General features: G+C 69.3%; 29 protein-coding genes. 17 read left to right on the top strand and 12 right to left on the bottom strand.

Features of this window, described 5'->3' with window-relative positions:
- Positions 1-11 precede the first annotated feature (11 nt).
- A complete protein-coding gene (locus AU196_RS06945; RefSeq protein WP_059094364.1) occupies positions 12-218 on the top strand; it encodes a zinc-ribbon domain-containing protein in 207 nt (68 codons plus the stop codon).
- Positions 219-221: 3 nt separating this feature from the next.
- On the opposite strand, the gene AU196_RS06940 is transcribed toward AU196_RS06945, so the two are convergent.
- Positions 222-1,418, bottom strand: coding sequence for a DUF6542 domain-containing protein (locus AU196_RS06940; protein ID WP_059094363.1), 1,197 nt, complete (start codon positions 1,416-1,418; stop codon positions 222-224).
- Between the two features lie 84 nt (positions 1,419-1,502).
- Here AU196_RS06940 and ychF point away from each other — a divergent pair, with 84 nt between their 5' ends.
- On the top strand, positions 1,503-2,576 hold the full coding sequence (gene ychF, locus AU196_RS06935; RefSeq protein ID WP_059094362.1) for a redox-regulated ATPase YchF: 1,074 nt from the start codon (positions 1,503-1,505) through the stop codon (positions 2,574-2,576).
- A gap of 18 nt (positions 2,577-2,594) precedes the next feature.
- On the opposite strand, the gene AU196_RS25785 is transcribed toward ychF, so the two are convergent.
- Both AU196_RS25785 and AU196_RS06925 read right to left on the bottom strand, forming a co-directional pair.
- Positions 2,595-3,230, bottom strand: coding sequence for a CPCC family cysteine-rich protein (locus AU196_RS25785; protein WP_197415723.1), 636 nt, complete (start codon positions 3,228-3,230; stop codon positions 2,595-2,597).
- A 113-nt stretch (positions 3,231-3,343) separates the two neighbouring features.
- A complete protein-coding gene (locus tag AU196_RS06925) occupies positions 3,344-3,802 on the bottom strand; it encodes an SRPBCC family protein (RefSeq protein WP_059094361.1) in 459 nt (152 codons plus the stop codon).
- Between the two features lie 259 nt (positions 3,803-4,061).
- On the opposite strand from AU196_RS06925, the gene AU196_RS06920 reads away from it, so the two are divergent.
- Positions 4,062-4,421: a DUF1801 domain-containing protein gene (locus tag AU196_RS06920; RefSeq protein WP_059094385.1), complete on the top strand. Its 360-nt coding sequence runs from the start codon at positions 4,062-4,064 to the stop codon at positions 4,419-4,421.
- 48 nt (positions 4,422-4,469) lie between these two features.
- Here the strand turns inward: AU196_RS06920 and AU196_RS06915 are convergent, their stop codons facing one another.
- Genes AU196_RS06915 through AU196_RS06905 form a run of 3 tightly spaced genes read right to left on the bottom strand, consistent with a single transcriptional unit; the run spans position 4,470 to position 7,824 of the window.
- On the bottom strand, positions 4,470-5,729 hold the full coding sequence (locus AU196_RS06915) for an MFS transporter (protein ID WP_059094360.1): 1,260 nt from the start codon (positions 5,727-5,729) through the stop codon (positions 4,470-4,472).
- Positions 5,726-7,105, bottom strand: coding sequence for a rhodanese-like domain-containing protein (locus AU196_RS06910; RefSeq protein WP_059094359.1), 1,380 nt, complete (start codon positions 7,103-7,105; stop codon positions 5,726-5,728). Before AU196_RS06910 ends, AU196_RS06915 begins: the two co-directional genes overlap by 4 nt.
- Positions 7,087-7,824: an ArsR/SmtB family transcription factor gene (locus tag AU196_RS06905; protein ID WP_059094358.1), complete on the bottom strand. Its 738-nt coding sequence runs from the start codon at positions 7,822-7,824 to the stop codon at positions 7,087-7,089. Before AU196_RS06905 ends, AU196_RS06910 begins: the two co-directional genes overlap by 19 nt.
- Positions 7,825-7,913: 89 nt before the next feature.
- Here AU196_RS06905 and AU196_RS06900 point away from each other — a divergent pair, with 89 nt between their 5' ends.
- The 4 genes from AU196_RS06900 (at position 7,914) to AU196_RS25490 (ending at position 10,742) form a co-directional block, all read left to right on the top strand.
- Positions 7,914-8,354 carry an SRPBCC family protein gene (locus AU196_RS06900; RefSeq protein WP_231737425.1) on the top strand — a complete coding sequence of 147 codons (441 nt, stop codon included), beginning with the start codon at positions 7,914-7,916 and terminating at the stop codon, positions 8,352-8,354.
- The gene (locus AU196_RS06895) at positions 8,351-9,205 is read left to right on the top strand and encodes an ester cyclase (protein WP_059094356.1); all 855 of its coding nucleotides are present in this window, start codon (positions 8,351-8,353) and stop codon (positions 9,203-9,205) included. The genes AU196_RS06900 and AU196_RS06895 overlap by 4 nt, the downstream gene beginning before the upstream one ends.
- A gap of 99 nt (positions 9,206-9,304) precedes the next feature.
- Positions 9,305-10,498, top strand: a complete 1,194-nt coding sequence (locus AU196_RS06890; protein WP_059094355.1) for a serine hydrolase domain-containing protein — start codon at positions 9,305-9,307, stop codon at positions 10,496-10,498.
- 67 nt (positions 10,499-10,565) lie between these two features.
- Positions 10,566-10,742 carry a hypothetical protein gene (locus tag AU196_RS25490; RefSeq protein ID WP_157546108.1) on the top strand — a complete coding sequence of 59 codons (177 nt, stop codon included), beginning with the start codon at positions 10,566-10,568 and terminating at the stop codon, positions 10,740-10,742.
- On the opposite strand, the gene AU196_RS06885 is transcribed toward AU196_RS25490, so the two are convergent.
- Positions 10,739-11,413, bottom strand: coding sequence for a guanylate cyclase (locus AU196_RS06885; protein ID WP_082695642.1), 675 nt, complete (start codon positions 11,411-11,413; stop codon positions 10,739-10,741). The two genes, AU196_RS25490 and AU196_RS06885, sit on opposite strands and share 4 nt — an antisense overlap.
- Before the next feature lie 41 nt (positions 11,414-11,454).
- On the opposite strand from AU196_RS06885, the gene AU196_RS25485 reads away from it, so the two are divergent.
- A complete protein-coding gene (locus AU196_RS25485; protein WP_157546105.1) occupies positions 11,455-11,616 on the top strand; it encodes a hypothetical protein in 162 nt (53 codons plus the stop codon).
- Here AU196_RS25485 and AU196_RS06880 read toward each other — a convergent pair.
- The 3 genes from AU196_RS06880 to AU196_RS06870 are packed head-to-tail and all read right to left on the bottom strand — an operon-like array spanning position 11,583 to position 16,187.
- Positions 11,583-12,398 (bottom strand): adenylate/guanylate cyclase domain-containing protein, encoded by an 816-nt coding sequence (locus AU196_RS06880; RefSeq protein WP_059094353.1) that lies wholly within the window; start codon positions 12,396-12,398, stop codon positions 11,583-11,585. The two genes, AU196_RS25485 and AU196_RS06880, sit on opposite strands and share 34 nt — an antisense overlap.
- Before the next feature lie 4 nt (positions 12,399-12,402).
- The gene (locus AU196_RS06875; RefSeq protein ID WP_059094352.1) at positions 12,403-15,339 is read right to left on the bottom strand and encodes an aminotransferase; all 2,937 of its coding nucleotides are present in this window, start codon (positions 15,337-15,339) and stop codon (positions 12,403-12,405) included.
- Positions 15,336-16,187, bottom strand: a complete 852-nt coding sequence (locus tag AU196_RS06870; protein ID WP_502687223.1) for an alpha/beta fold hydrolase — start codon at positions 16,185-16,187, stop codon at positions 15,336-15,338. The genes AU196_RS06875 and AU196_RS06870 overlap by 4 nt, the downstream gene beginning before the upstream one ends.
- A 106-nt stretch (positions 16,188-16,293) precedes the next feature.
- Between AU196_RS06870 and AU196_RS06865 the strand changes: the two genes are divergently transcribed.
- From AU196_RS06865 to AU196_RS06850, 4 genes are all read left to right on the top strand, one after another.
- Positions 16,294-16,767: a VOC family protein gene (locus AU196_RS06865; RefSeq protein WP_059094350.1), complete on the top strand. Its 474-nt coding sequence runs from the start codon at positions 16,294-16,296 to the stop codon at positions 16,765-16,767.
- 98 nt (positions 16,768-16,865) lie between these two features.
- The gene (locus AU196_RS06860) at positions 16,866-17,489 is read left to right on the top strand and encodes an Rv1363c family protein (protein WP_059094349.1); all 624 of its coding nucleotides are present in this window, start codon (positions 16,866-16,868) and stop codon (positions 17,487-17,489) included.
- Positions 17,486-18,112, top strand: coding sequence for an Rv1363c family protein (locus AU196_RS06855; protein ID WP_059094348.1), 627 nt, complete (start codon positions 17,486-17,488; stop codon positions 18,110-18,112). The genes AU196_RS06860 and AU196_RS06855 overlap by 4 nt, the downstream gene beginning before the upstream one ends.
- Positions 18,112-19,014 (top strand): alpha/beta fold hydrolase, encoded by a 903-nt coding sequence (locus AU196_RS06850; protein WP_059094347.1) that lies wholly within the window; start codon positions 18,112-18,114, stop codon positions 19,012-19,014. Before AU196_RS06855 ends, AU196_RS06850 begins: the two co-directional genes overlap by 1 nt.
- On the opposite strand, the gene AU196_RS06845 is transcribed toward AU196_RS06850, so the two are convergent.
- Positions 19,011-19,814 carry an SDR family NAD(P)-dependent oxidoreductase gene (locus AU196_RS06845; RefSeq protein ID WP_059094346.1) on the bottom strand — a complete coding sequence of 268 codons (804 nt, stop codon included), beginning with the start codon at positions 19,812-19,814 and terminating at the stop codon, positions 19,011-19,013. The two genes, AU196_RS06850 and AU196_RS06845, sit on opposite strands and share 4 nt — an antisense overlap.
- 25 nt (positions 19,815-19,839) lie before the next feature.
- Between AU196_RS06845 and AU196_RS06840 the strand changes: the two genes are divergently transcribed.
- The 3 genes from AU196_RS06840 to AU196_RS06830 all read left to right on the top strand — a co-directional run bounded on the left by AU196_RS06840 (position 19,840) and on the right by AU196_RS06830 (position 23,500).
- Positions 19,840-21,102: a WS/DGAT domain-containing protein gene (locus AU196_RS06840; RefSeq protein WP_059094345.1), complete on the top strand. Its 1,263-nt coding sequence runs from the start codon at positions 19,840-19,842 to the stop codon at positions 21,100-21,102.
- A gap of 49 nt (positions 21,103-21,151) precedes the next feature.
- On the top strand, positions 21,152-21,673 hold the full coding sequence (locus AU196_RS06835) for a DoxX family protein (protein WP_059094344.1): 522 nt from the start codon (positions 21,152-21,154) through the stop codon (positions 21,671-21,673).
- 69 nt (positions 21,674-21,742) lie between these two features.
- Positions 21,743-23,500, top strand: coding sequence for a DUF3556 domain-containing protein (locus tag AU196_RS06830; RefSeq protein WP_059094343.1), 1,758 nt, complete (start codon positions 21,743-21,745; stop codon positions 23,498-23,500).
- Here AU196_RS06830 and AU196_RS06825 read toward each other — a convergent pair.
- On the bottom strand, positions 23,490-24,275 hold the full coding sequence (locus tag AU196_RS06825; protein ID WP_059094342.1) for a FadR/GntR family transcriptional regulator: 786 nt from the start codon (positions 24,273-24,275) through the stop codon (positions 23,490-23,492). The two genes, AU196_RS06830 and AU196_RS06825, sit on opposite strands and share 11 nt — an antisense overlap.
- A 182-nt stretch (positions 24,276-24,457) precedes the next feature.
- Between AU196_RS06825 and AU196_RS06820 the strand changes: the two genes are divergently transcribed.
- Both AU196_RS06820 and AU196_RS06815 read left to right on the top strand, forming a co-directional pair.
- Positions 24,458-25,615, top strand: coding sequence for a thiolase family protein (locus tag AU196_RS06820; RefSeq protein WP_059094341.1), 1,158 nt, complete (start codon positions 24,458-24,460; stop codon positions 25,613-25,615).
- The gene (locus tag AU196_RS06815) at positions 25,612-26,418 is read left to right on the top strand and encodes a crotonase/enoyl-CoA hydratase family protein (protein ID WP_059094340.1); all 807 of its coding nucleotides are present in this window, start codon (positions 25,612-25,614) and stop codon (positions 26,416-26,418) included. The genes AU196_RS06820 and AU196_RS06815 overlap by 4 nt, the downstream gene beginning before the upstream one ends.
- Positions 26,419-26,430 lie beyond the last annotated feature (12 nt).

The raw sequence follows: 26,430 nt of genomic DNA, 5'->3' as shown, positions 1-26,430 counted from the left end.
AGGCTGGGGCGGTGTTCTTCTTCCTGTTCGGCCTCAGCACCAAGCAGCAGTACCTCGGCGCCGGGCAGACCCGCACCTGTCCACGCTGTCACAACACCACGCAGTGGACGCGCATGCGTCAGTTCAAGCAGTTCACGCTCTTCTTCGTGCCGGTCGCGCGGTGGAAGCGCCGTCAGTTCGAGGTCTGCGGTATCTGTGGCACGTCCGTGGCCGCCTGAGCGTCAGACGTCGTACTCCCAGGCGTCGGCGTCCCAGCTGCGCCGGGCGCGCGGACGGCTGCGGTACTCGCTGCCCTGGTCGTCCTCGTCCGTGCCGCGGTAGCGCACCCGGGAGACCGGGTGGTGGCTGCCGTTGCCGTTGCGGGTGTGCGGTTCCAGCGGTTCGTAGGGCTCGTAGTCGTCGAATCGGCGGGTACGTTCGGGCCGGCGCTCCGGACGGTCGTAGGTCGAGCGCCGTTCCCGCGGCGGCAGCTTGCGGGGGTCGCGCGGTTCCCGTGATTCGCGCGGTTCCCGGGCGTCCCGGGCCTCGCGGGGGGCCTGCGTGCGGGACCGCCTGCGCGGTTCGGAGGACTCCGAGGTGCGCGGCGCCGAACGGGACCGGCGCGGCCGGTCGACCACCGGTTCGATGATCTCGGTGTCGGGCGGGCGGTTGTGCCGCGCGCGGGACGCGGTGCCGGTCCGTTTGGCCGGCTTGCGCGCCGCGGCGCCGCGGGCGCTGTCACGGCTTGACCGCGTCCGTTCGGCGGCCGGTTTGGCGGTGCGCCGCGGCCGTTCGGTGCTGCGCCTGCGGCGCGGCGTGTCCTCGTCCTGGTCGTCCGTCGCGGCCGCAGATGCGGCGGGGGCGGCCATGAGCCCGGACACCTTGCTCTTGAGCGCGGTGACCAGGCCACCGGCCGCCGCCGCGGCGGGCGCGGTCCTGGGCTTGGCCCTGGTCTTGGCTGTGGCTTTGGCGCCCGCTGTCTCCGCGGGTGCCGCCGCGCGGCGCGACGACATTCCCAGATACCACCGGGCCATGCCGATGAGCAGGACCGCCGCGGAGGTGAAGAACATCAGCGGGAACCGCTCGATGAGCGGATAGCCGCAGTTGATCGCCAGATCCTTGAGGCCGGCGATCTCCGAGCCGTGGAACAGGAAGTACGCGCCGGGCACGGTGACGAACAGAAGCAGCGGCGGTTGGATGACCGCGGTGAAGATGCCCGACTGGCGTACGGCGAGGACGGCGAGCAAGCAGCCCAGCACATAGCAGGCCGAGAAGACGGAACCCAGTTCGCGGCTGCCGGAACCCGCGTCGAACGCGAAGCCGACCGCGGTGACGGTGAACGCCAGCACCACCGCACCCCACCACGGCAGGCCCGGGAAAAGTGGGTGTACAGAGCGGTGGTCGGCCGGCACTGCCGACCGTGCGCGCTGTCCGGACACAGGTAGACCGTACCGGCTCGATCGGAGTGCGCGCGTCCAGCGCGCGCGGGCGTGCCCGTCGAGCTCTGGCAGACTGTGGTCCCTGTGGGGCTCAACCTGGGAATCGTCGGACTGCCGAATGTCGGAAAGTCGACTCTGTTCAACGCGCTGACGCGCAACAACGTGCTCGCGGCGAACTACCCGTTCGCGACGATCGAGCCCAACGAAGGTGTGGTCGCGCTGCCGGACCCCCGGCTCGGCGCGCTCGCGAAGATGTTCCATTCCGACAAGATTGTGCCTGCGCCGGTGACGTTCGTCGACATCGCCGGCATCGTGAAGGGCGCCTCGGAGGGTGCGGGACTGGGCAACAAGTTCCTCGCCAACATCCGCGAATGTGACGCGATCTGCCAGGTCGTGCGGGTCTTCGCCGACGACGACGTCGTCCACGTCGACGGCAAGGTGGATCCGAAGTCCGACATCGAGGTGATCGAGACCGAGTTGATCCTCGCCGACATGCAGACGTTGGAAAAGGCCGTGCCGCGGCTGGAGAAGGAAGCCCGCACGCACAAGGACCGCAAGCCCGTCCTCGACGCGGCGGTCGCGGCGCAGGAGGTGCTGAACTCAGGCAAGACGCTGTTCGGCGCGCGCTTCGATGCGACGCCGCTGCGCGAGCTGAATCTGATGACCACCAAACCGTTCCTGTACGTGTTCAACGCCGACGAGACCGTGCTGACCGACGAGGGGCGCAAGTCCGAGCTGCGCGAGCTGGTGGCGCCGGCCGACTGCGTGTTCCTCGACGCGAAGATCGAAGCGGAACTGCAGGAGCTCGACGACGAGTCGGCCGCCGAATTGCTCGAGTCGATCGGGCAGACCGAACGCGGACTCGACGCACTGGCGCGGGCGGGCTTCCACACGCTGAAACTGCAGACCTACCTCACGGCGGGCCCGAAGGAGGCGCGCGCGTGGACCATTCACCAGGGCGACACCGCGCCGAAGGCCGCCGGCGTGATCCACAGCGACTTCGAGAAGGGCTTCATCAAGGCCGAGATCGTGTCGTTCGACGATCTGGTCGAGGCGGGTTCGATGGCCGCGGCGAAGGCGGCGGGCAAGGTCCGCATGGAGGGCAAGGACTACGTCATGGCCGACGGGGACGTGGTCGAATTCAGATTCAATGTGTAGTCGCGTTCCGGTTCAACGTCAGGTTCGCGGCAACTTCGAGCGCCAAAACGTGGGCCTCCACCAGTAGAGAGTCGTCAGGTCGTCGGGCCAGTCGGCCTCGCGATCGCCGCGATCCTCGAATGAATCGAGGTCGAGATCAACCGGTCGCCAGCCGAAGTCGAGGGGCTCCGTATCAGCGGCAGCTCGTACGAGTCCAGTGAACCGATGCTCCATCGCTCCAAGCGCCGCGTAGGCGCGTTGAGAAGCGAGCAGGCTCGGGCGGTTCGCACCGCCTTCATACGTCGGCCAGCGGAGCTGCACTGCGTCGTCCTCCCAGAAGCAGACCGCGCAGATCTCGTACGACCCAGGTGGTTCTCCGAGCGTTCGGTGACCGCAGCACGGGCACGGGTACGCAGCCGAGATGAGCACGAGCTCGACTGCGAATCGCGAAGGATCGTCGGGCCACTGCTCGATCACGGAGAGCGCGATGGAGGCGTTCGTTCGTGCGTTACGTGGTGAGACGTCCGACAGATCGAGGATGTGCTCGAGGCTTCGACGGTGGCCGTCGACGCCCAGCCAGAAGCCTTCGGCACCCAGGCATAAGTGTCGCGTCCGGGCCGCGTCCCGGAGAACAGCCACGGCATCGGCGAGTGGCAGGAGGTCCGAGGTCGGCACGGAATCAGATTAGGCGGTCCGCGCCAGACGATTATCCGCGTTGGAACGTGGTCGAGTTCCGCTTCAACGTGTAAGACGACGTCGAAAGCCTCACCGTGCCGGCTGTTCCGCTCTCAGCCCTTCTGCCGCGCCCACGCATCTACATGAGCGGGGAGCTTCGCCTGCTGGCTCGCCATCGCCCGCTGCATGACACGAGACACGACGGCGTCAAAGAGGCGTCCTACAGCGCCGCCCAGTATGGGCTCGCCGGTGATGCGACAGGTGTAGCGGGTGCCGCCCTCGACCTCATCCAACGTATCGATGGTGGTCACCGGAAACCTGGACTCAGTGATTCGAAACTGCATCATCGTGGGAGCATCGACCCTCTCGAAGACCCCGGTCCACGGGTTCGTGACGCCCAACGATCGGCTCACCCCGTGCCAGACATCGCCGGGGGCGTACGGCGGCTCCTTGCCGGGGTCGACGGACACGATTCCGGGCAGAACGTTTCGCAGATGGTCCGGGTGGATGATGTAGTCCCATACGACCTGAGCGGGATGAGCGATGATTATTGATGCCGTGACGTCGGGCATAGCTCAACGTACGCCGACCCACGCGACGGTGCATCCTGCGGAAACACTGCCAACAGACGCGGTGGAGCGCCGCTTCGAGTCTCAGACGAAGCAGTGAGCCCTTCGGTCTGGAGCGTGTTAACGTGCGTGCGCGCTTCCAGGTGTCGATCGCCTGAATCGTCGCGGAGAGTTCTCACTCAGAACATGTCCGGATGGGGTGCTGCACCTTTGGTGCGCCGATTCCATCTCGCCGATAGTCGACATCGGCTTACGGAAGGACATGACAGTGGTCAGCAAGGACGACAAGAACCTCCAGCAGGTCCTCGACAAGATCGCAGCAATGGACGAGCCGAGGAGAGGTGTCCTGCAGCGCATGCATGACGTGATCCTCGCTGCGGCGCCCGAATTGAAGCCCCGAATCTGGTACGGCATGCCGGGCTATGCCACATCCGCGAGCGCCCCTGTCGTCGTCTTCGTCCGGAACGACGACCTGATGAGCCTGGGGTTGAGCGAGAAGGCGACACTGACGCCCGCCGGGGGCAGGGACGGACAGTTGATTCCTGCCGCCTGGTTCTTCGACGACCTGGACGGGGTTACCGAAGAACGTGTCGCCGAGATTGTCCGCGCCGCGATCGAGTGACCCGGTGTTACCGCCGTGCAACCCGTTGCGACGCGGTGAAATTCGGCTTCAACGTGTAGCGCCCGACTCGGCGGTGCGGCCCGTGTGGGTTTCGTACATGCGCGCGGCGACCAGCAGACCCGAGACCACGGTGATGACGGCGGCGGCCCAGACCGCCGCTCGCAGGCCCCACAGATCGGCGGTGACGCCGCCGACTACGGCTCCGGCGGCGTATCCGCCGTCGCGCCACAGCCGGTAGACACCGACTGCGCGCGCCCGCCAGAGCGGATGGGCGACATCGCCGACCGCGGCCAACAGCGTGGGATAGACCATGGCGGTGCCCGCGCCCAGCAGCCCGGCCGCGGCAAGCCACCACAGGAACGTGTCGCCGGTCGCGATCAAGGCCAGCCCACCGGCCTGGGTGAACATCCCCGCGGTGATCAAATGCTTGCGACCCCACCGGTCGGACAGCGCACCGGTGGCCAGCTGCCCGACGCCCCACACCGCCGGGTATGCGGCCATCAGAATTCCGATGCGGTCCACCGGCATACCGGTGGTGGCGAACAAGATCGGGAACAGCCCCCAGGACAGACCGAAGTTGAGGTTGTTGACCAGACCCGCCTGGCTGGCCGACGACAGTGCCGGTTCGGTGAAACTCGTGCGCACGAAAATCTGCCGGTTGCTCAGCGGCACATGACCCTCGCGGTGGGAATCGGCTTCGAGCTCCGCATGTCCGCGGGTCTCACGCACGAACACCGCGGTGATGCCGACGGCGATCAGGGCGTAGGACAGGCCGAGCAGAAACGGCGCCGGCCGCAGACCGAACCGGGCCGCCAGATGGCCGGCGAGAAGCGCGGTCAGAGCCACGGCGACGTAACCGGCGGCTTCGTTGAAACCCATGGCGAGGCCGCGTTGGCGGGGACCCACGAGATCGATCTTCATGATGACGGTGGTCGACCACGTCAGGCCCTGGTTGACGCCCAGGAGGATGTTGGCGACGATCACCCAGGTCCACGACGGTGCCCAGATCAGCAGCAGCGGAACCGGAATCGCGAGCAGCCAGCCGGCCATCAGCACCGGTTTCCGTCCGAACCGGTCCGACCAGGTGCCCGCGAAATAATTGGTCGCGGCCTTGGTGACCCCGAAGGCGAACACGTAGGTCAGCAGGAACGTGTACCCCTCGAGGCGGAACTGCTGTTCCGCCAGCAGGGGCAGGACCGTCTGCTCCTGACCGACCATCCCGCCGACCAGAGCGTTCACCGCGACCAGCAGCGAGAACTGGGCGAGGTTGGCGCGCAGCCCGAGTCGAGGGTGATCGGTGGTGCTCACCCGCCGGTCTCCAGGCGTCCGCCGGTCTCCAGGCGTCCGCCGGTCGCGCGCACCCAGTCGCGGGGGCCGCCGTCGAGGACGGTGAGGTCGTGATGACCGGCCGCCTGGAGCAGGCTCGCCGCGCTCATCGCACGTTCCCCGTGACCGCACATCACCACGGTGGGCTTATCGGCGATGTCGTCAGTGCAGCGGGTGAGCCGACCCAGTTCGACATGCTCGGCGCCGGGGAGGTGCCCCGACCGGTACTCGGAATCTTGGCGGATATCGAGCACTCGGCGTCCGTCGAGGTGTCGCGCCGGGACCAGCGGGATGCCGACGACGTCGTTGCCGTCCGCCGTCCAGGCGGCCAATCCGCCTTCGAGTTCGCCGACGACGTTGTCGTATCCGATCTTGGTTGCCTGCCAGGCGATCTCGGCAGCATCCTGATCGGCGTCACGCACGATGATCACGGGCCGGTCCGGCGGCACCAGCCAACCCAGCCAGCTGGCGAACACCGGCCGCAGCGGAATCGAGATGGCGCCGCGCACGTGCGCTTCGGCGAACCGAGGCAGGGGCCGGACGTCGACGACCATCGCGCCGTCGGCCAACCGGGCCGAGAGCGACGACGCATCCATCGGCGTCAGGACGGGTTCGCCGGCCATCACCGGCGGACCGAGGCGATTGACCTCACCCAGCCGACGGAAGTACGGCGGGTACGTGCCGAGCGATCCGAGAAGTTCCGACACGAACGTGTCCTCGTCGGCCACCCGGAGGAGGGGATTGGTGGCGAGCTCGTGCCCGATCGTGCTGGTGCGCTCGGAGCCGGGAGGCGCCGAGCAGAACGAACCGGCGCCATGGGTCGGCCATACCTGAACGTCTCTTGGCAGGGCGGCCAGTCGGTGCAGTGACCTGTACTGGTGGCGGGTCAGGTCTTCGGTGCGGTCATCGGAGAGGAGGTCGGTGCGCGCCGCCGAGCCCACGATCAATGACCCCCCGGTGAACACACCGACTTCCCGGTCGCCGTCGAGCAGCAGGAATGCCACGTGCTCGTGGGTGTGGCCGGGCGTCGACCAGGTCCTCAGCCGCAGTCCACCGAGGTCGACCTCGTCTCCGTCGTGCAGACCGGTGTGGGCGAACCCGCGGCGACCGACCGCTGAGGCCAGTACCTCGGCGTCCTGCGTCGCGGCGAGTTGGCACGCACCAGAGAGGAAGTCGGCGTGCAGATGGGTGTCGGCTGCGAACGCCACAGCCAACTTCCTGCGCGCTGCAGCGGCGTAGACCGCCCTCAGATCACGGCTGACGTCGACCGCGAGCCCGCGTCCGTCGCCCAGGTCGACCAGATACGCCGAGTTGCCCAAACCTTCGTCGACGAGCGGAATCACTTCGACGTTCGACATTGCGCCCTCCCGGCCAGGACAGGTTCGTGGTCGCCGGCGCTGCCGGTGTGCACCGGGCGTCCGGACAACCACCACTCGGGGTAGCCGTCGGAGAGGCGGGCGGCGCTGCGGCCGTTGGCCCGCAGCACTGCGACAGCCTCGTCGGCGTACACGCAGTACGGGCCGCGACAGTAGGCGACGTATTCGCCGTCGCCGGGCAGTTCGTCGATGCGGGCATCGATGTTGGCAACCGGGATGGACAAGGCTCCTGCAATATGCCCCGACAGGTACTCCTGTTCCGGCCGCACATCGAGCAGCACGACTTCTCCGCTTCTCATGCGGCGCGACAACTCGTCGGGTGTGACGGGCTCGAACCCGTCGCGTTCGCCGAAGAAGTCGTGCACGACGCGGTCCACCTCGGCCAGGTGCTGTTCGGCGGCGCGGCGCAACGCGACCACCAAAGCGACGACCTCCGGACCCGCCACGCGGTAGTGGACGAAGAGGCCCTCTCGACGGGTCGCGACCAGTTGGGCCTGCCGGAGTTGCTGGAGGTGGCGCGACGTGCCGGCGACCGACAAGCCGGTCTCACCGGCCAGCGACTCGACGCTGCGTTCGCCTTGTGCCAGAACCTCGAGCAGCTCGAGTCGATGGGGGCTGGCGACCGCTTTGCCGATCCGGGCGAACTCCGCGTACAGGCGGTCCTTGAAAGTCCGCTTGGACGCGGCCGTGGGTGCGTTCACGTATTCACGATAGTCCGTGAATAAGCAGTTGAACGAGCTTGTCGGGCGATAATCCGGATATGCCGACGGCGCAGAGCGGACGTGCCGGCGTGGACATCGCCGCACCTCCGGACCTGGTGTACGACCTCATCGCGGATGTCACGCGGATGGGTGAATGGAGCCCGGAGTGCTACCGGTGCGAATGGCTGCAGGCCGGCGCGCCGCACGTGGGTGCGCGGTTCCGGGGCCACAACAGGCGCGGCCTGATGCGATGGGAACGTACCGCCGTCGTGACCTCCGCCGACCGCGGTCGCGAGTTCGCGTTCGCCACGGTCAACGATCGCACCGGCCGCAGGGAGACCCAGTGGCGGTTTCTCCTGAAGCCCTCACCGCAGGGCACCCTGCTGACCGAGTCCTTCCAATTCCTCTGGTGCTCGCCCATGGTTCGCGGGGTCGAATTGTTCGTCCCGCGTGGGCGGCAGGTTCAGCAAGGCGTAGAGGAAACCGTTCGGCGAATCAAGCGTGTCGCGGAAGGGTTGGCGCGACGATGACCAGTGACGGCGATCTGCGGGCGGTCTACCGCGCCTATTTGGCCTGCCTCAACGAGCGCCGCTGGGACGACCTCGGCCGGTTCGTGGCCGACGGCGTCACCTACAACGGAGAACCACTGGGGCTCAACGGCTATCGCTCGATGCTAGAGGCCGACACCCGGGCGATACCCGACCTGCTGTTCGTGCCCGAGATCCTGTTGGCCGACGGCGACATGGTGTCCTGCCGGCTGCGCTTCGAGTGCACCCCGCAGCACGAGTTCCTCGGTTTCGAGCCGACCGGTGCGCGGATCACGTTCGCCGAGCACGTCTTCTACCGGTTCGCCGACGAGCGGATCGTCGAGGTCCGGTCGCTCATCGACAAGGAGGCCATCGGCGCGCAGTACGCACGGCGCACCGACCGGGCGTCCCGCGTCATCGAGGCGCCGCCCGCCCAGGTGTTCGCCGCCCTGATCGACCCCGACGCCCTGGTCGAATGGTTGCCCCCACAGGGCATGACGGGTGAATTCGACCATTTCGACGCCCGCCCCGGCGGCTCCTACCGGATGAGGTTGAGATACCTCGAGGCGCCCGCAGAGGGCGGCAAGTCGGATGCGGAAACCGATGTGGTGGAAGCTCGTTTCGTCGACATCGTCTCGGGCGAGCGCATCGTTCAGGCCGTCGACTTCGAGTCCGACGAGGCGCGCTTCGCGGGAACCATGACCATGACGTGGTCGGTGACCGCCGTCGGCTCCGGCACCCGGGTCGACATGCGCGCCGACGACGTCCCGCCCGGCATCTCGGCGCGTGACCATGCGGACGGGATGACCTCATCGCTCGCCAACCTCGCCGCCTGGGTCGAAACCCGACGGTGAGCGTCCGCCGGAGGTAACGTCCCGCCGAGGGCCCGGCTCAGAGGCGGTGGCGCGACGACGATCGTTCCCCAGTACGGCAGAACCCGGACGGCGCTGCGCATCGTGGCCGGGGTGGCGGCGCTGCTGCTCGGCTGCTCGTCCCCCTCCGCACCGCAGACCTCCGCGCTGCGCACCATCGACCCGCAGCGCCTTCAGCAGGTGGTCGGCCGGCTCGCCGACGAGCTGACCGTGCCCGGTGCGTTCGTCCTGATCCACACGCCCCAGGGGCAATTCACCGCCGCGGCGGGCACCACCGAACTCGGCACCCAGGATCCGCCCACGGACGCCACCCACTTCCGGATCGCGTCCAACACCAAGACCATGACGGCGGCGCTGATCGTGCTGCTCGCCCAGGACGGCAAGGTGGCGTTCACGGACCCGGTCACCGCCTACGTGCCGGACGTGCCGAACGGTGAGAACATCACCGTCGCACAGCTTCTCACCATGCGCAGCGGCCTCTACGGGTACACCGCCGACCCCGCGCTGGCGGCCGTCATGGACGCCGAGCCCCAGAAGTCCTGGACGCCTGCGGAAGTGCTCGCCATCGCCTTTGAGCATCCACCGCAGTTCGCGCCCGACTCCGCCTACGAGTACAGCAACACCAACTTCGCGCTGCTCGGGCTGATCGCCGAGCAGGCCGGCGGCCGACCACTGGCCGAGCAGTTCCGCGACCGGCTGTTCACCCCCGCCGGACTCACCCAGACGTCCCTGCCCGCCGCGGACGACACCACCATGCCCGCGCCCTACTCGCACGGCTACATGTACGGCGGCAGCTTCTACGCGCTCGCCGACGACCCGTATCCGGCCGACATGCAGGCCGCCGCCCGCGCAGGGACCCTGCGACCTGTGGACTACACCGACCAGAACCCCTCGTACGCCACCGCGGCGGGTGGGGCGATCTCCACTGCCGCCGACCTGTCCACCTGGATGAAGGCGCTCGTCACCGGGAAGGTCTTCGACGCCGACCACCACCGTCAGTGGACGGCCAGCCTGCGACCCGAGGACCCCGAGGCTCCCGACGGTCAGCAGTACGGGTACGGGATCTCCTATCAGCGGTTCGGCCCGAACGCGGCGATGTTCTACCACGGCGGGGAACTGCCCGGCTTCAACTCGTTCATGGGGTACGACCCGGACAACGACGTCACCCTGGTGATCTGGACGAACCTCACGCTGTCGCCGGACGGCAGGACCACCGCGCAGGCGATGCTCGCCCCGATGCTCGACGAGATCTACGCCGGCTTGTCGCTCGGATGAGCATCAGCCGCCGACGTGTGTCGCGGCCGTGACCTGATCGCGACGGGAACCGTGAACGCTCGATCCCGTGACGGCGGTCGAGATGATCTATCTGGTGGCGGCGACGCTGTGGATCGTCGTGGTGGTCGCCGCGCTCGGCATCGGGGTGCGGCTGATGATCAAGCTGCGCGCCAGACGCCGGCGGATGAACCAGATACTCGCGGTGGTGCGGCTGCCGCTCGTGCTCGCCGCGCGACGCCGTTAGCCGACGACCGCGATCTCGGCGCCGAGGCGGTACGGGCCTGCCAGCGGCAGCTCGTCACCGCTCCAGAACGATCCCGGGTCGAACCAGTTGTCGTGCTTCTCGGTGGCCAGCAACCCCATCTCCTCGAAGGTGATCGCCACCGTCTCGGCGCAGTACGCCGTCTGCAGCGTCGTGCGCTTGCGGGCCTTGGCGCGTTCGGCCGACTCACGGACCCTGCGGTGCACGTACGGGAGTCCGCGGGTGAAGTCGCTGACGACGGGCAGGCGGCCGCGCAGCCATCGGCCGGTCAGCCGCGCGGTGCTGGGGAACGGGGTGCCGTCCATGCGGGCGATCACCCTCAGCATCCGGTCCTCCTGTGCGCGGGTCACCTCCGGCGTCAGCTGTCGCAGCCAGCACCGCTGACCGTAGATCTGCGTCCACCGCTCGACGGCCTCGCGGGCGTCGTTGAGCTGTACGCCGCGGTGGTGCGTGCCGGTCCACAGATCGAGCAGCTTGTCGCCGAGTTCGGCGTGCCAGATCAACGGCGGGAGGTCGTCGATCGCGACCGTCATGCCGACGTGATTGACCGGCGCGTTCGTCATCGCCCGAATCGCCCGGTCGGGTCCCGACGCACCCCGGAACAGCCAGACGTCCCCGGTGCGGGTGTCGTCGAGCGCCCGGGCCAGCGACACGGTCTTGGCGTTCACCAGCGCAGCTTAGGCACACTCATGGCATGCGCAGCGTCTGGAAGTGGGTCGGGTTGGCCGGTGTCGCCGGTGTCGTGGCCGGCGGCGCCCTCGTGGCGCGTGACCAGCGCCGGCGCCGGGCCTACACGCCGGACGACATCCGGGCGCGGCTGCATCAGCGGCTCGACGAGTCCGAACCGCCGCGCTGACCGGTCACCGCGTACACGTGGTGCTTGCCCGAGAATCCCTTCAACGAAACCTCCCGACCGTCGCCGATCGCCATCCCGTCCGCGTCGGCGACCGCATCGCGCACCGCCTCGCTGACCAGGATCTCGCCGCCGTCGGCCTCGGCGGCCACCCGCGCCGCCAGCGCGACGTTGCGGCCGAACAGGTCCTCGCCGCGCCGGACCGACTTGCCGGTGTGGATCCCGATGCGCACCCGGATGCCGTTCGGCCGGCGCCGCAGCGAGTGCTGCAGGGCGATCGCGCACCGCACCGCGTTCTCGGGTGAGGCGAACGCCACCATGAACCCGTCGCCCTGACTCTTCACCACGTGCCCCTCGTGGTCCTTCACGTGCCGCTCCACCGAGCGGGCGTGCCGGCCGATCAGCCGCGCCCACGCCCGGTCGCCGATGCGGTTGTTCAGCGCCGTCGAATCCTCGATGTCTGAGAACAGGATCGTCACCCTGCCGTTGGGCGCCAGCCGCGCCAGATCGGGGCGCTCGACCGCGAACCAGTCGGCGAGGTCCTCGATCGACGAACTGATCGCGCCGCCGAACCCCCTCTCCCGCACCAGGTTCGCCGTCTGCCAGACGTGTTTGACCGCTTCCCGCCCGCCGCTGAGCAGCATGTTCCTGGTGTCGACGCGGGCGCGCAGTTCGTCGGCCTCGTCGCGGGCGCGGGTGAACAGCACCCACAGCGTGACCAGGCCGACCGCCTCGGCCGCGGCGACGACGGCGAGTACCACGGCGGCGATCTCGGGTCCGGTCATGCGATCACCACCCCTCGGTGAGCACCCGGTCGAGCGCGTCGACGTAGAAGTCGGCGGACTCGGTGTCGATGCACAGCGGTGGTTTGGTCTTGAGGATGTTCGAATGGTCGCCGGTCGGCTGGATGACGACGCCGAGTTCGAGCATGCGTTCGCAGATCGCCGCGGTCTCCTCGGTCGCCGGCTCCAGCGTCTCGCGGTCCCGCACCATCTCGACCCCGAGATACAGCCCGACCCCGTGCACCGTGCCGATGATCGGATGCTTGTCGCCCAGCGCCTCCAACCGCGCCTTGAGATGCCCACCCACTCGAACCGCGTTGCCCTGCAGATCTTCTGAGCGCAGCACATCGAGCACGGTCGACCCGATCGCACACGACAGCGGGCTCCCGCCGGTCGAGGAGAAGAAGTAGCCCTGGGAGCGGAACGCCTCGGCGACCGCACGGCTGGTGATGACCGCGCCGAGCGGATAGCCGTTGCCCGTCGACTTCGCCATCGAGACGATGTCGGGCACCACGCCCTGCTGCTCGAACCCCCAGAACCAGTGTCCGAGACGGCCGTACCCGACCTGGACCTCGTCGGCGATCGCGAGGCCGCCCGCACCGCGCACCGCCGCGTACACCTGCCGCAGATAGCCGTCGGGCAGCGCCATCCCGCCTGCGTTGCCGTACACCGACTCGCAGATGAACCCGGCCGGCGCGCGACCCTCGGCGACGAGTTGCCCGATCTGCGCGACGGCCTCTTCTGCGTAGCGGCCGACGTCGGCGCCGCGGTACTTGCCGCGGAAGCTGTTCGGCGATTCGACGGTGTGCACCCAGTCCGGCCGGGTGGCCGGCGCGTTGGGATTGTCGGCGGTCGAGGTGGACACCGCGTCGGTGCCGTACGTCCACCCGTGGTACGCCTCGCGCATCGCGACGACGTCCCGGCGTCCCGTGGCGGCTAGCGCCAGCCGGATCGCCAGATCGCTTGCCTCCGAACCGGAGTTGACGAGAAAGACGGTGTCGAGCGGATCGGGCAGTTCGGCGGCGAGGCGCTCGCTGTACTCCACGACAGCGCTGTAGTTGAACCGTGAGTTGGTGTTCAGTCTGCGCAGTTGCCTGGCCGCGGTGTCGGCGACGCGGGGATGGGCGTGCCCGAGCACCGTGACGTTGTTGACCATGTCGAGGTAGCAGCGGCCCGCGGTCGACATCAGGTAGTGCCGCCAGCCGCGTTCGATCTGCGGGGGCCTGCGGTAGTAGTGCTCCTGCACGGGCGCGAAACTGCGGTCGCGCCGGGCGACCAGTTCACCGGCGCCGGGGGAGGCCGGCGCCTCCGGCGGCAGACTCAGCAGCGGCCGCGGGTCGCACACCTGCGCCAACCACCCCGAGGCGACCTCGGGACGCACCAGCGCGGGTGCGGGCGCCGCACCGACCGGGCGCACGGCGACCTCGGCCCACTGCCCGGCGTCGGCGTGGCCGAGGGGATCACCGGCCCGGATGACCGTGGTCACGAGGCCGGGACGCACGCCGGTCACCGTCACCTCGAAGTCACTACCGCGCAGCGTCACCCCGTCGTCGTCGCTGGCTGTCACCTCACCGTCCCAGGGCGCGACGAGCGTGAGCGCCTCCGCCGGCCACAGCCCTATCCCGGTCGGCACGACGTCGGCGCTGCGCTGGCTCAGTGCGGGCGCCAGCGTCAGGCGCGGTTCCCCGAACCGGGTGAGCACCAGCGTCGCCCCGCGTGCGACCGCGTCCGCGGCGAGCCGGTCCTCGATGTCGGCGGACAACCAGCCGCCGGGGACGAAGGCGTGGTCGTACACGTCCGATGTCGTCGAAAGATCCAGCGTGACAACGTTATCCGCATTCACCATCGGCACGGTGGCGGTGACCTCGGCACGTGGCGCGGCGACCCCGAGCTCGGCCCGCAGCAGAGCGGTCATCACCTCCATCGGCACCGACGTCGCCTGGTCGAACATCCGCCGCTCACCGTCGGACTGCGCGGTGACATATGCGTTGTCCGGGTCGAGTTCGGCCTGCTGGGCGCCGCTGACGATGAGCACCGCCGTGCGCAGCACCACCATCGGCCACAGCGCGTCGATCTCCGCGTCCGTCAGCGGCCGGATGCCGTGGAACGCGCGCACCGCGGGCAGGATGGACACGGGTTCGGTCCCGGGATGCCCCAGCACCGACGATGCGGCGATCGCCAGCTCCGAGACCGCCCAGCTCTCGGTGAGGTCGCCGAAATCGATCACCCCGTCGGGACGGCGGGTGCCGTCGGCCGCGGGTGACACGACGACGTTCGCGTCGGTGATGTCGAGGTGCACGGCCTGACGGGGGAGTGCGTCGGCCACGCGGCCGATCCGCTCCGCGGCCTCGCCGGCGGCGGTCGACAGCCGCTCGCGCTGCGCCGGGTCGCGGACATGGCCGCTCAGCGCCGAGACCACGGCGGCGCCGTGGCGCAGATCCCACTGCAGTACCCGGTCGAGGCCCTCGTGCGCGAAGCCCGCCAGCGCCCGGCTGACGCGGGCCGCCACCTCGCCGAGCCCCGCGACCGCGGCCGGACCGAGATGGCCGGCGTCGATCAGCGTGCCGCCGGGCAGGTACCGCAGCAACCGGACCAGCAGCCCGTCCACCGTCGTCACCTCGGAGCCGTCGGAGTTGGGCAGCGGCACCGCGATCCGCAGCGCGGGTTCGGCGTCGGCGATCAGTGCCGCCGCCGCGTCCTGTGCCGCGATCTCGACCGCGTTGAAGGCGGGGTTGGCCACCTTCAGCACGCCCGCCACCTCACCGGTGTCGGCGCGGCGCACCAGGAAGTTCTGGTCCTGCTGACTGCCCAGGGAGACGGCATCGCCGTCGATGCCGTAGTGCGTGGCGAGGATGCGGCGCGCTTGTGCTTCGCCGACGCGCGGGGCGGGGAGCGCCGGTTGTTCGAGGAAGTCGAACCCGGCGGTGCGACGACCGGCGGTCACCGGCTGACGAAACCGACGACGGCCTCGGTGAACGCGTCGTTGTCGTCACCGGCGGCGGTGTGACCGGCGTCGGACAGCTCGACGAACTCGGCGGCGGGAACCATGCGCAGGAACTCCTGCACCCCTTCGGAACTGACCACGTCGGAGAGCTTGCCACGGATGAGCAGGATCGGAACGGTCAATTCCACCGCGGCCTGCTCGAGCTTGTCGGCGCGGACGAACGGGTCGTCGCCGGGCGCGGTCAGGAACGCCGGATCCCAGTGCCAGTACCACCGGCCGTCGCGACGGCGCAGGTTCTTCTTCAGGCCGTCGTGGTTCCTGGGCCGGGTGCGGTGCGGAAGGTAAGCGGCCACCGCATCCGCGGCCTCCTCGAGCGTGTCGAACCCGTGCACGTGGTTGAACATGAAGTCGCGGATCCGGGCGCTGCCGTCCTTCTCGAACCGCGGCACCACGTCGACGAGCACCAGCTGGGTGACCCGCTGCGGGCCGGCCTCACGCGCCACGAGGATGCCGGTCAACCCGCCCATGCTGGCGCCGATGAGCGCCACCGGCCTGGCGATCTGGTCGAGCACCTCGAGGACGTCGGCGCACATCACGTCCACCGAGTACCGCGCATCGGGGGAGCGGTCGCTGTCGCCGTGGCCGCGGCTGTCCAGCGCCACCACGTGCAGGCCGGCGTCGGCCAGTACCTGTCCGGTGTTCTTCCACGAGAACCGGTTCTGACCACCGCCGTGGAGCATCAGCACAGTGGGCCGCGCGGCGGCCGACTCCGCGCCGCGGTTCCATTCGTCGCCCACGAGTGTGAGCCCCTCTGCACCCCGGAACGACACGGTCTCTGCGGTACTCACGGACACGTTGCGTCACGTTACTCGCGGCCGGCCGGGCCGCCCGCGATGAGTTCCGGCATCGCGGGCGGTCGATATCGGCGTATCCCGACGAGCAAGGAGACCCCCGATGCCGCAGATCACCCCGTCACTCTGGTTCGACGACAACCTGGAGGAGGCCGTCGCCTTCTACACGTCGGTCTTCCCCCATTCCGCAGTCGAGAGCTTCAGCCGCTTCACCGAGGCATGTCCCGGGCCCACCGGTGAGGTGGTGTCCGGCACCTTCGTGCTGGACGGCACCCGGTTCATCGGCATCAACGGCGGACCGCAGTTCCCGTTCACCGAGGCGGTGTCGTTCACGGTGGCCTGCAAGGACCAGGACGAGGTCGACTACTACTGGGACCGGCTCGTCGACGGCGGTGAGGAGTCGATGTGCGGGTGGCTCAAGGACCGCTTCGGAGTGAGCTGGCAGATCGTGCCCGACCGTCTGACCGAACTGCTCGACGACCCCGACCCGGCGCGGGCGGCGGCCGCGTCGAAGGCGATGCTGGGGATGCGCAAGATCATCGTCGCCGAGCTCGAGGAGGCCGTCGTCGCCGCCTGAGCGGTGCGGCACGTCGCCGACTGACACCCGCGGCCCGCCACGTAACGTTTGGCGGAAGGCCGGGATGAGGTGATCCCGGGTGCCGCAGAGGAGCAGACATGGCAGACGATGCCCCCGCCCCCGACGGCGAACCGACCGCGGGTGTCGACGACGAGACCGCGGTCGACCCCGCCGTGGAATCAGCCGAACCAACCGAACCGGCCGAGGAGGCCGGACCCGACGAAACCGGGCCCGGCGGTGCCTCCGCGGTGCGGAAGGTGCTCGTCGGGGGACTCGCGCTCGTGGTCGCGCTGGCCGCGTTGACCGGCTGGTTCGGGTATCAGGCCTACCAGAACAACCAGGACCAGAAGCAGCGTGACCTGTTCCTCGAGGTGGGCCGTCAGGCCGCGCAGAACCTGACGACCATCGACTGGGAGCGCGCCGAGGCCGACGTGCAGCGGGTCCTCGACGTGGCGACCGGCACCTTCTACGACGACTTCCAGAAGCGCGCCCAACCGTTCCTCGAAGTGGTCAAGGAGGCGAAGTCGAAGTCCGTGGGCACCCTCGGCGACGCCGGAGTGGAGTCGATCTCCGGCGACGAGGCGGAGGTGCTGGTGGCGGTCACGGTGCAGTCGTCGAACGCCGGCGCACCCGAGCAGGCGCCGCGCGCGTGGCGGATGCGGCTCACCGTCCAGCGGGTCGACGACGGCGCCAAGGTCTCTCAGGTGGAGTTCGTGCAGTGACCGGCACCCCCAAGGACGAGGAGACGACGGTCGAGCAGCTCGAGCCCGAGACGACCGCGATCGAGGAGACCACTGCCGAGACGCCGGACGACGACGCCGACGATGACGCGGCCGCCACACCGACCGCGAAGCGGCGCTCGAGGTCGTGGGCGCGGATCGCCGCCTTCGGTGTCGTACCCGTGCTCGCGTTGGTGCTCGCGGTCGCCGCGGGGTACCTCTTCTGGCGGAATTCCACGGCCGAGGACGTGGACCGGGCGCGCGAGGACTCGGTCGCCGCGGCCCGCAGCATCGCCATCTCGATGCTCACCTACGAGCCGCAGACCGTCGAACAACAACTCGGGGCCGCCAAGGAGCAGCTCACCGGCGACTTCCGCGACACCTACAGCTCGCTGATCGACACGGTCGTCGTACCGGGCGCCAAGGACAAGCAGATCTCGGCCGTCACCGACGTCCCCGCCGCCGCCTCGGTCAGCGCCGACGCCGACCACGCAGTGGTCCTGCTGTTCGTCAACCAGACGGTGACCGTCGGGGCCGAACAGCCGAGCAACACCGCCTCGAGCGTGCGGGTGACCCTCGACAAGGTCGGCGACCAGTGGCGGATCTCCGAATTCCAGCCGATCTGATGACGCCGCGCTGGCTGGAGGTGACCACCCCCGCGGGGCAGTTGCGCGCGCTGGACTGGGGGCCGCGGGACGCGCCGATCGCCCTGTGCCTGCACGGTTTCCCCGACACCGCCTACGGATGGCGGAAACTGGCCCCCGCACTGGCCGGGGCCGGCTGGCGGGTGGTGGCGCCGTTCATGCGCGGATACGTGCCGTCGTCGGTGCCGTCCGACCGCAGCTATCACGTCGGGGCGTTGATGGACGACGCGCTGCGCGTGCTCGCCGCGGCGGGGCCGACGGGCCGCGACGTCGTCATCGGACACGATTGGGGCGCCATCGCCGGGACCGGACTGGCGGCGATGCCGCACAGCCCGTTCGAGCGGGCCGTCCTCATGTCGGTGCCGCCTGCCGCCGCGTTCCGGCCGCTCGGCAAGGTGCCGAACGGTCTGCGGCTGGCCGCCCAACTGCCCCGGCAGATGCTGCGCAGCTGGTACATCTTCTACTTCCAGCTGCCCTGGCTGCCCGACCGGTCCGCGGCGTGGGTGGTGCCCCGGTTGTGGCGGCAGTGGTCACCTGGCTATCACGCTGCCGAGGACGTGCGCCACGTCGACGCGGCCATCGGCGCGCGCAGGCGGTGGCGGGCCGCGCTGGGCTACTACCGCGCCACCGTCCGCAACACGCGGCCACCCGCCCAGTACGCCGAGCTGCACCGGCACTGGCTGTCGGCGCCGACACTGCCGACGCTGTACCTGCACGGCCGCAAGGACGGTTGCGCCACAGCGGATTTCACGCCCTGGGTGCAGCGGGTGCTGCCCGAGGGGAGCGCGACAGCGGTCGTCGACGACGCCGGGCACTTCCTGGCACTCGAACAACCCGAGGTGGTCGGCCGCCACATCGTCGACTTCATCGGGGTCGCGCGCTAGGAGCGCTCCACACCGGGGTGGGCGCGACCCAGCATGGGCAGCAGCAACCGCCGCGGTGCCAGGTGGTTGAGCGCCGCAGCGACCCGGTTCGGTGTTCCGGGCACGATGACCGCCCGGCCCGCCGCCAGCCCGTCGACCCCCGCCCTGGCCACCTCGTCGGCCCCGCGCCAGAGAAACTTCGGCAGCATCTTCTCCGCCTCGTCGTCGGGGATACCGGCCTGCTCGCCGAACGCGGTCCGAACCGGTCCCGGACACAGGGTCGCCGCCGAGACGCCGGTCCCGCGCAACTCCTCACGCATCGCGTGGGTGTAGGACAGCACGAACGCCTTGGCCGCACCGTAGGTCGCCTGGCCGGGGACCGGGCCGAACGCGCCGACGGACGCGACGTTGAGCACCGCGCCCCGGCCACGCGCGACCATAGCGGGGACGAACCGGCTGCACAGGTCGACCACCGCGGCGACGTCGAGTTCGACCAGCCTCAACTCGGCCGCCGGATCGGCCGCCGCGACCGGACCCAGGTTCGCCATCCCGGCGTTGTTGACCAGGATGTCCACCTCGACGCCGAGGGCGCCGAGCCGGTCCGGCAGGGCGGCGCGCTCCTCCTGGCGCGACAGGTCGGTGGGCAGCGTGTGCGCGGCGGGGCCGAGCTCGTCGGCGAGCGCCCGCAACCGGTCCCCGCGGCGCGCGACGAGTGCGAGACCGTATCCGCGCCTTGCCAATTCGCGGGCGATCTGCTCGCCGATGCCGGACGACGCGCCGGTGACGAGCGCCACCCCGGTGCTGCTGCTGGCCGGAAGCATGCGGCGAAGCCTAACCTCGGACGCTATGACGGCGCGGCGGCTCGCGGCGGTCGACGCCCAGAATCACTGGATGTCGGCCACGATGCCGAGCGACCAGTTCCTGATCTACGGCTTCGCCGGGACGCCGCCGGATCTGACCGGCACGCTGGCCTCGGTGCTCGACCGGGCCCGGGCCTGCGCGGAACTGCGGCTGCGGGTGCGCGACCGAGGCAGGCTGGAATATCCGGAGTGGGTGGACGGCGGCGTCGACGACGGGCAGGTGCGCACGCACACCGTTGCCGACTGGACGGAGTGCCTGGCCGCGGTCTCCGCGCTGACCGCCGACCAGCTCGACGCGCGGGCGGCCGCCTGGCGCCTGCACGTGTTCGCCGCCGTGCGGGGAGTGCCCGGAGTCGAGGGCGCCGGCACCGTGGCCGTGGTGCAGATGTCGCACGCGCTGGCAGACGGGAGGCGGTCCGCCGAATTGGCGGCGTGGCTGTTCGGAAGACCCACGCCGGTCGAAGCCGTGCCGGTCGCTCGGTGGGAGACCGCGACGCTTCCGGTGCGCGCGGTCCGCGCGGCGCGCGGGCACCGGCAGCTGATGCGTGATGTGAACGCCGGAGTGGTTGCGGCGCAAGCCGATCCGCGCCCCGCGCTACGCAGCAATGCCCGCCCCGCCGGAGAACGGGGGCTGCGCATCCTGATCCGCCGCCGCGCCGAGATGGCCGACACCACCGTCACGGTCGGGGCGCTGGCGGCCATCTCGCGGGCCCTGGCCGACCACCTGCGCGAACTCGGCGACGACCCGTCCTCGCTCGGCGCCGAGGTGCCGATGGCCGGCCCGGGGCCGCGGCTGGCCAACAACCACTTCGGCAACGTCGGGATCGGGCTGCACCCCGACCTGCCGTACCCCGAGCGCAGCGCCCGCATCGCCAGGGAACTGGCACAGCGCAGACAGCGGGCCGCACACCCGGGCATGCGCGCCGCCGCCCTGGCGTCGGCCGCCGTACCGGCCCCGCTGGTCCGATGGGGCGTGTCGGCCTTCGACCCGTCGGTGCGGTCACCGACGGCGACCGGCAACACCGTCGTCTCCAGCGTCCACCGCGGCGCCGCCGACCTGCACTTCGGCGGTGCGCCCGTGGTGCTGACAACCGGGTGTCCGTCGCTGTCGCCGATGATGGGCCTCACCCACGGCGTCCACGGCATCGGCGACACCGTCGCGCTCAGCGTGCACGCCGCCGAATCGGCCGTGGGGGACATCGAGGCGTACGTGTCCCGGTTGTCGGCCGCGCTGGACCGACGCACGTAGGCACCGGTGGGGTGGTCGCCGGCTTAACACATGGCCTAGATTCTGTTACATGACTGCCTACGACGTCGGCGTTCTGATCCTGCGAGTGGTGCTCGGCCTGACCATGGCTGCGCACGGCTACAACAAATTCTTCGGCGGCGGCCGGATTCCCGGCACCGCCGGGTGGTTCGACAGCATCGGCATGAAGCCGGGCATGTTCCACGCCCGGGTCGCCGCCACCACGGAGATGGCCGCGGGTATCGGCCTGGCCGTCGGCCTGCTCACCCCGGTGCCTGCCGCAGGCTTCGTCGCGCTGATGCTGGTCGCCGCGTGGACCGTGCACCGCGCCAACGGGTTCTTCATCGTCAAGGAGGGCTGGGAGTACAACCTCGTCCTCGCCGCGGCGGCGATCGCCATCCCGGCGATCGGGCCGGGCAGGCTCAGCCTCGACCACGCCCTCTTCCACGGCACCGCGGTGTGGGATCTGGTGCAGGGCTGGTGGGGTCTGGTGATCGCGCTGGTCCTCGGCCTCGCCGGTGGCATCGGCCAGTTGGCGATCTTCTACCGCCCGCCTGCCAAGACGGGCGCCTGACTTCCCCCCGGCGCGGGGAGATGACGCAACCCTTTCCGCCGAACTAGAACGCGTTCTAGTCTTTGGGGCATGGGATTTCTGAAGCCCGACATGCCCGTCGTCGACTTCGCCGAATGGAGCAAGGGCACGCGCTCGGAGAAGATCCGGCCGATGGCCCGGCATTGGGCCGAGGTCGGGTTCGGCACGCCCGTGGTGATGCATCTGTTCTACGTCGTGAAGATCCTGCTCTACATCCTCGGCGGCTATCTGTTCGCGCTCGCCACCGCCGGTGTCGACGGGTTCACCGACGTGGCGCAGTGGTGGACCGAACCGATCGTGTTCCAGAAGGTCGTGCTGTACACGATGCTGTTCGAGGTCGTCGGCCTCGGCTGCGGGTTCGGTCCGCTCAACAACCGGTTCTTCCCCCCGATGGGGTCGATCCTGTACTGGCTGCGCCCCGGCACCATCCGCCTGCCTCCGTGGCCGGACCGGGTGCCGCTGACCAAGGGCGACACCCGCACCCCGGTCGACGTCGTGCTGTACGGGGCGCTGCTCGTCGTGCTGTTGATCGCGTTGTTCTCCGACGGCACCGGACCGGTGCCCGCGTTGGGGACGACGGTCGGTGTGCTGCCGCTCTGGCAGATCTGGACCATCCTGGGGCTGCTGGCAGTGCTCGGACTGCGCGACAAGGTGATCTTCCTGGCCGCGCGCGGAGAGGTCTACGGCTCGTTCACCGTGGCGTTCCTGTTCGTCGGCTACGGCGTGGACATGCTGCTGGCGGCGAAGCTCGTCTGCGTCGCGATCTGGATGGGCGCGGCGACGTCGAAACTCAACAAGCACTTCCCGTTCGTGATCTCGACGATGATGTCGAACAACCCGCTGATCCGGACGAAGCGGTTGAAGCGCGCGTTCTTCGAGAAGTTCCCCGACGACCTGCGGCCCGGCCGGATCTCGAGGGTGATCGCCCACTTCAGCACCGCGATCGAGATGTTGGTCCCCCTGGTGTTGCTGTTCAGCCACGGCGGCTGGCCGACGGCGATCGCCGCGTTCGTGATGCTGGTCTTCCACTTCGGCATCCTGTCGGCGATTCCGATGGGCGTGCCGCTGGAGTGGAACGTCTTCATGATGTTCTGTGTGGTCACGTTGTTCGTCGGCCACGCCGAACTCGGCCTGTCCGAGCTGAGCACGCCGCTGCCCGTGGTGTTGTTCGCCGTGTTGGCGCTCACCGTGGCGCTCGGCAACCTGTTCCCCCGCAAGATCTCGTTCCTACCCGGGATGCGGTACTACGCGGGTAACTGGGACACGTCGTGGTGGTGCATCAAACCGTCGGCGAACGAGAAGATCGAGCGCGGCCTCGTGGCCATCGCCAGCATGCCCGCCTCCCAGCTGGAGAAGGTCTACGGCAGCCCGGAACAGGCGATGATCTATCTCTACAAGGGATATGCGTTCCGCGGCTTCAACTCTCACGGCAAGGCGTTGCTGACGCTGGTGCACAACGCGCTGGCCGGCCGCAACCAGGACGACTACGTCATCACCGAGGGCGAACGGTTGTGCAGCACCGCGGTCGGCTGGAACTTCGGCGACGGCCACATGCACAACGAGCAGTTGATCGCGGCCATGCACAAGCGCTGTCACTTCGAACCCGGAGAGGTGCGCGTCATCCTGCTCGACGCACAACCCATCCACCGGCAGCGTCAGGAGTACCGCCTGGTCGACGCCGCCACCGGGGAATTCGAGCGCGGCTACGTCAACGTGTCCGACATGGTGACCGGACAGCCGTGGTCCGACGACATCCCGGTGCACGTGACGTGGCGGGAGGACGCCGAGGCGACACCGCTCAGCCCATGACGTCGCGGACCTTGACCGTCTCCAGACCCTGGAGCAGCAGCGCGCGTGCGGTGTCGAGGTGTTTGCGCCAGTGCGCCTCGGCCGCCGCGCCGTCACCGGACCGCATCAGCTGCAGCAGCCTGCGGTAGGAGCGCATCAGCTTCTCGTAGTCCGCCTTCGACGGTGGGTTGCTCTCCTTCATCGCGAACGCCGTGTGGCGCACCGTGATCTCGTGGAGCATGCCCGCCATGATGGTCAGCGTGGCGTTGCCGGACAGCTCGACCATGCGGCGGTGGAAGTCGCCGGTCGTCTCGGCCAGCCGTCCGGACTGCCAGCTGTGCGCGACGTGCTCGTCGAGCGTCCGCTCGAGTTCGTCGAAGGCGGCGGTGTCGCCTGATTCGGTGAGCAGCCGGACGGCCATCGGTTCGATGCCGGAACGGGCGGTCATCACGTCGGCGATCGTCGCACCGGACAACTCCAGCAGCAGCCCGGCCGGGCGCGCGACGATCTCCGGACCGGGCACCCGTACCCGGGCGCCGGTGCGCGAACCGCGCCGGACCTCCACGAGGCGCTCGGATTCGAGCACCCGCACCGCCTCGCGCAGAGTCGGCCTGCTCACGCCGAAGTGGGCCATCAACTCGGCCTCGTTGGGCAGGAAGTCGCCCTCCTTGAGCTTGCCGTCGACGACCATGCGGCGCAGGGTGCCTGCGACCAGCTCCGCCGTCTTCGGAGAGCGCACAGCGGTCGTCGAAGGGCTCGCCCCGATCATGGGGGCCAGCGGTGTCGTTCGAGCCACCTGATCTCCCGGGTCCGCGCCACGCCGGCCGACGGGCCAGCTATACAACTCAGTAAACCATCTGGACAGGGCGTACAGCGGCAGGCCGACCCCACCAACCAGTAGGTTGACCTAGTAAACCTTGTCCTCTACCGTCGTGTCCAAGCGTGTGGATCGATATCCGACTTCGAAGGAGAAGTGTCATGGCTGAAGCCGTCATCGTCGAGGCTGTGCGGTCGCCCGTCGGCAAGCGCAACGGGGCACTGGCGGGAGTGCACCCGGCCGAGCTGTCCGCGCAGGTCCTCAACGGCCTCGTGCAGCGGGCGGGCGTCGACCCGGCGCTGGTCGACGATGTCATCTGGGGCTGCGTCATGCAGGCCGGTGAGCAGGCTCTCGACATCGCGCGCACCGCGGTGCTGTCCGCCGGCTGGCCCGAGACCGTCCCGGGCGTGACCGTGGACCGCCAGTGCGGTTCCAGCCAGCAGTCGCTGCACTTCGCCGTCGCCGGTGTGGTGGCCGGTCATTACGACGTGGTGGTCGCCGGCGGCGTCGAGTCGATGACGCGCACCCCGATGGGCTCCTCGCTGGCCAACGGCGGCAACCCCTACGGCGAGTCGTTCAAGGCCCGCTACGACAAGACCCCGAACCAGGGCGTCGGCGCCGAGATGATCGCCGAGCAGTGGGGCCTGAGCCGCACCGAGCTCGACGAGTTCTCCCTGCGCTCGCATGAGAAGGCAGCCGCCGCACAGGATTCCGGCGCCTTCAAGGACCAGATCGTCGGCATCGAGACCAAGGACGCGGACGGCAACGACACGGTCGTGCTCGAAGACGGCGGCATCCGCCGCGGTGGCACCGTCGAGTCGATGGCCAAGATCAAGCCGGCCTTCCGCGAGGACGGGGTGATCCACGCCGGTAACTCCAGCCAGATCTCCGACGGTTCGGCCGCACTGCTGATCATGTCTGCGGACAAAGCCAAGGATCTGGGCCTCAAGCCGCTGGCCAAGGTGCACACCGCGGTGCTCGCGGGCGCCGACCCGGTCATCATGCTGACCGCGCCGATCCCCGCCACCCAGAAGGCGCTGAAGAAGTCGGGTCTGAGCCTCGACCAGATCGGCGCGTTCGAGGTCAACGAGGCCTTCGCCCCGGTTCCGATGGCGTGGCTCAAGGACATCGGCGCCGACGAGGCCAAGCTGAACCCCAACGGCGGCGCCATCGCGCTCGGCCACCCGCTCGGCGGTTCGGGTGCGCGCATCCTGACCACGCTGCTGTACCACATGCGCGACAACAACATTCAGTACGGCCTGCAGACCATGTGCGAGGGCGGCGGCCAGGCCAACGCCACCATCCTCGAACTGCTGTGACCGAAACGACCGAGACGACACAGGCGCCCGCCGCTCTGACCGAGCGGCGGGGGAACGTCCTGATCATCACACTCAACCGGCCCGAGGCGCGTAACGCCGTCAACGGTGCGGTGAGCACGGCGGTCGGCGATGCGCTGCAGCAGGCGCAGGACGATCCCGAGGTGCGCGCGGTGGTGCTGACCGGCAACGGTCAGTCCTTCTGTGCGGGTGCGGATCTCAAGGCGATCTACCGCCGCGAGAGTCTCTACCACTCCGAGCATCCGGAATGGGGATTCGCCGGCTATGTCCACCACTTCATCGACAAGCCGACGATCGCCGCCGTGAACGGCACCGCGCTCGGTGGTGGTTCGGAACTGGCGCTGGCCAGCGATCTGGTGGTGGCCGAGGAACGGGCGAAATTCGGTCTGCCCGAGGTCAAGCGGGGTCTGATGGCCGCGGCGGGCGGAGTCTTCCGCATCGTCGACCACCTGCCGCGCAAGGTCGCGATGGAGATGATCTTCACCGGTGAGCCGATGACCTCGGCCGACGCGCTGCGGTGGGGCTTGATCAACCAGGTCGTACCCGACGGCACCGTGCTGGACGCGGCGCTCGCGCTGGCCGAGCGCATCACCGTCAACGCGCCGCTCGCGGTGTGGGCGAGCAAGCGGGTGGCCTACGGCGCCGAGGGCGGCGTGATCGCCGGTGAGGAACCGTCATGGGCCCGCACCGCGCAGGAGATGCGCGCGGTGCTCAAGTCAGAGGACGCCAAGGAGGGGCCGCTGGCCTTCGCCGAGAAGCGTCAACCCGTATGGAAGGCACAGTAAGCGAAGTGGGGA

Source organism: Mycobacterium sp. IS-1742, assembly GCF_001500125.1.
GTDB lineage: Bacteria > Actinomycetota > Actinomycetes > Mycobacteriales > Mycobacteriaceae > Mycobacterium.
The sequence above is the reverse complement of the archived record's forward strand: the minus strand, read 5'-3'. Positions and strand labels throughout refer to the sequence as shown.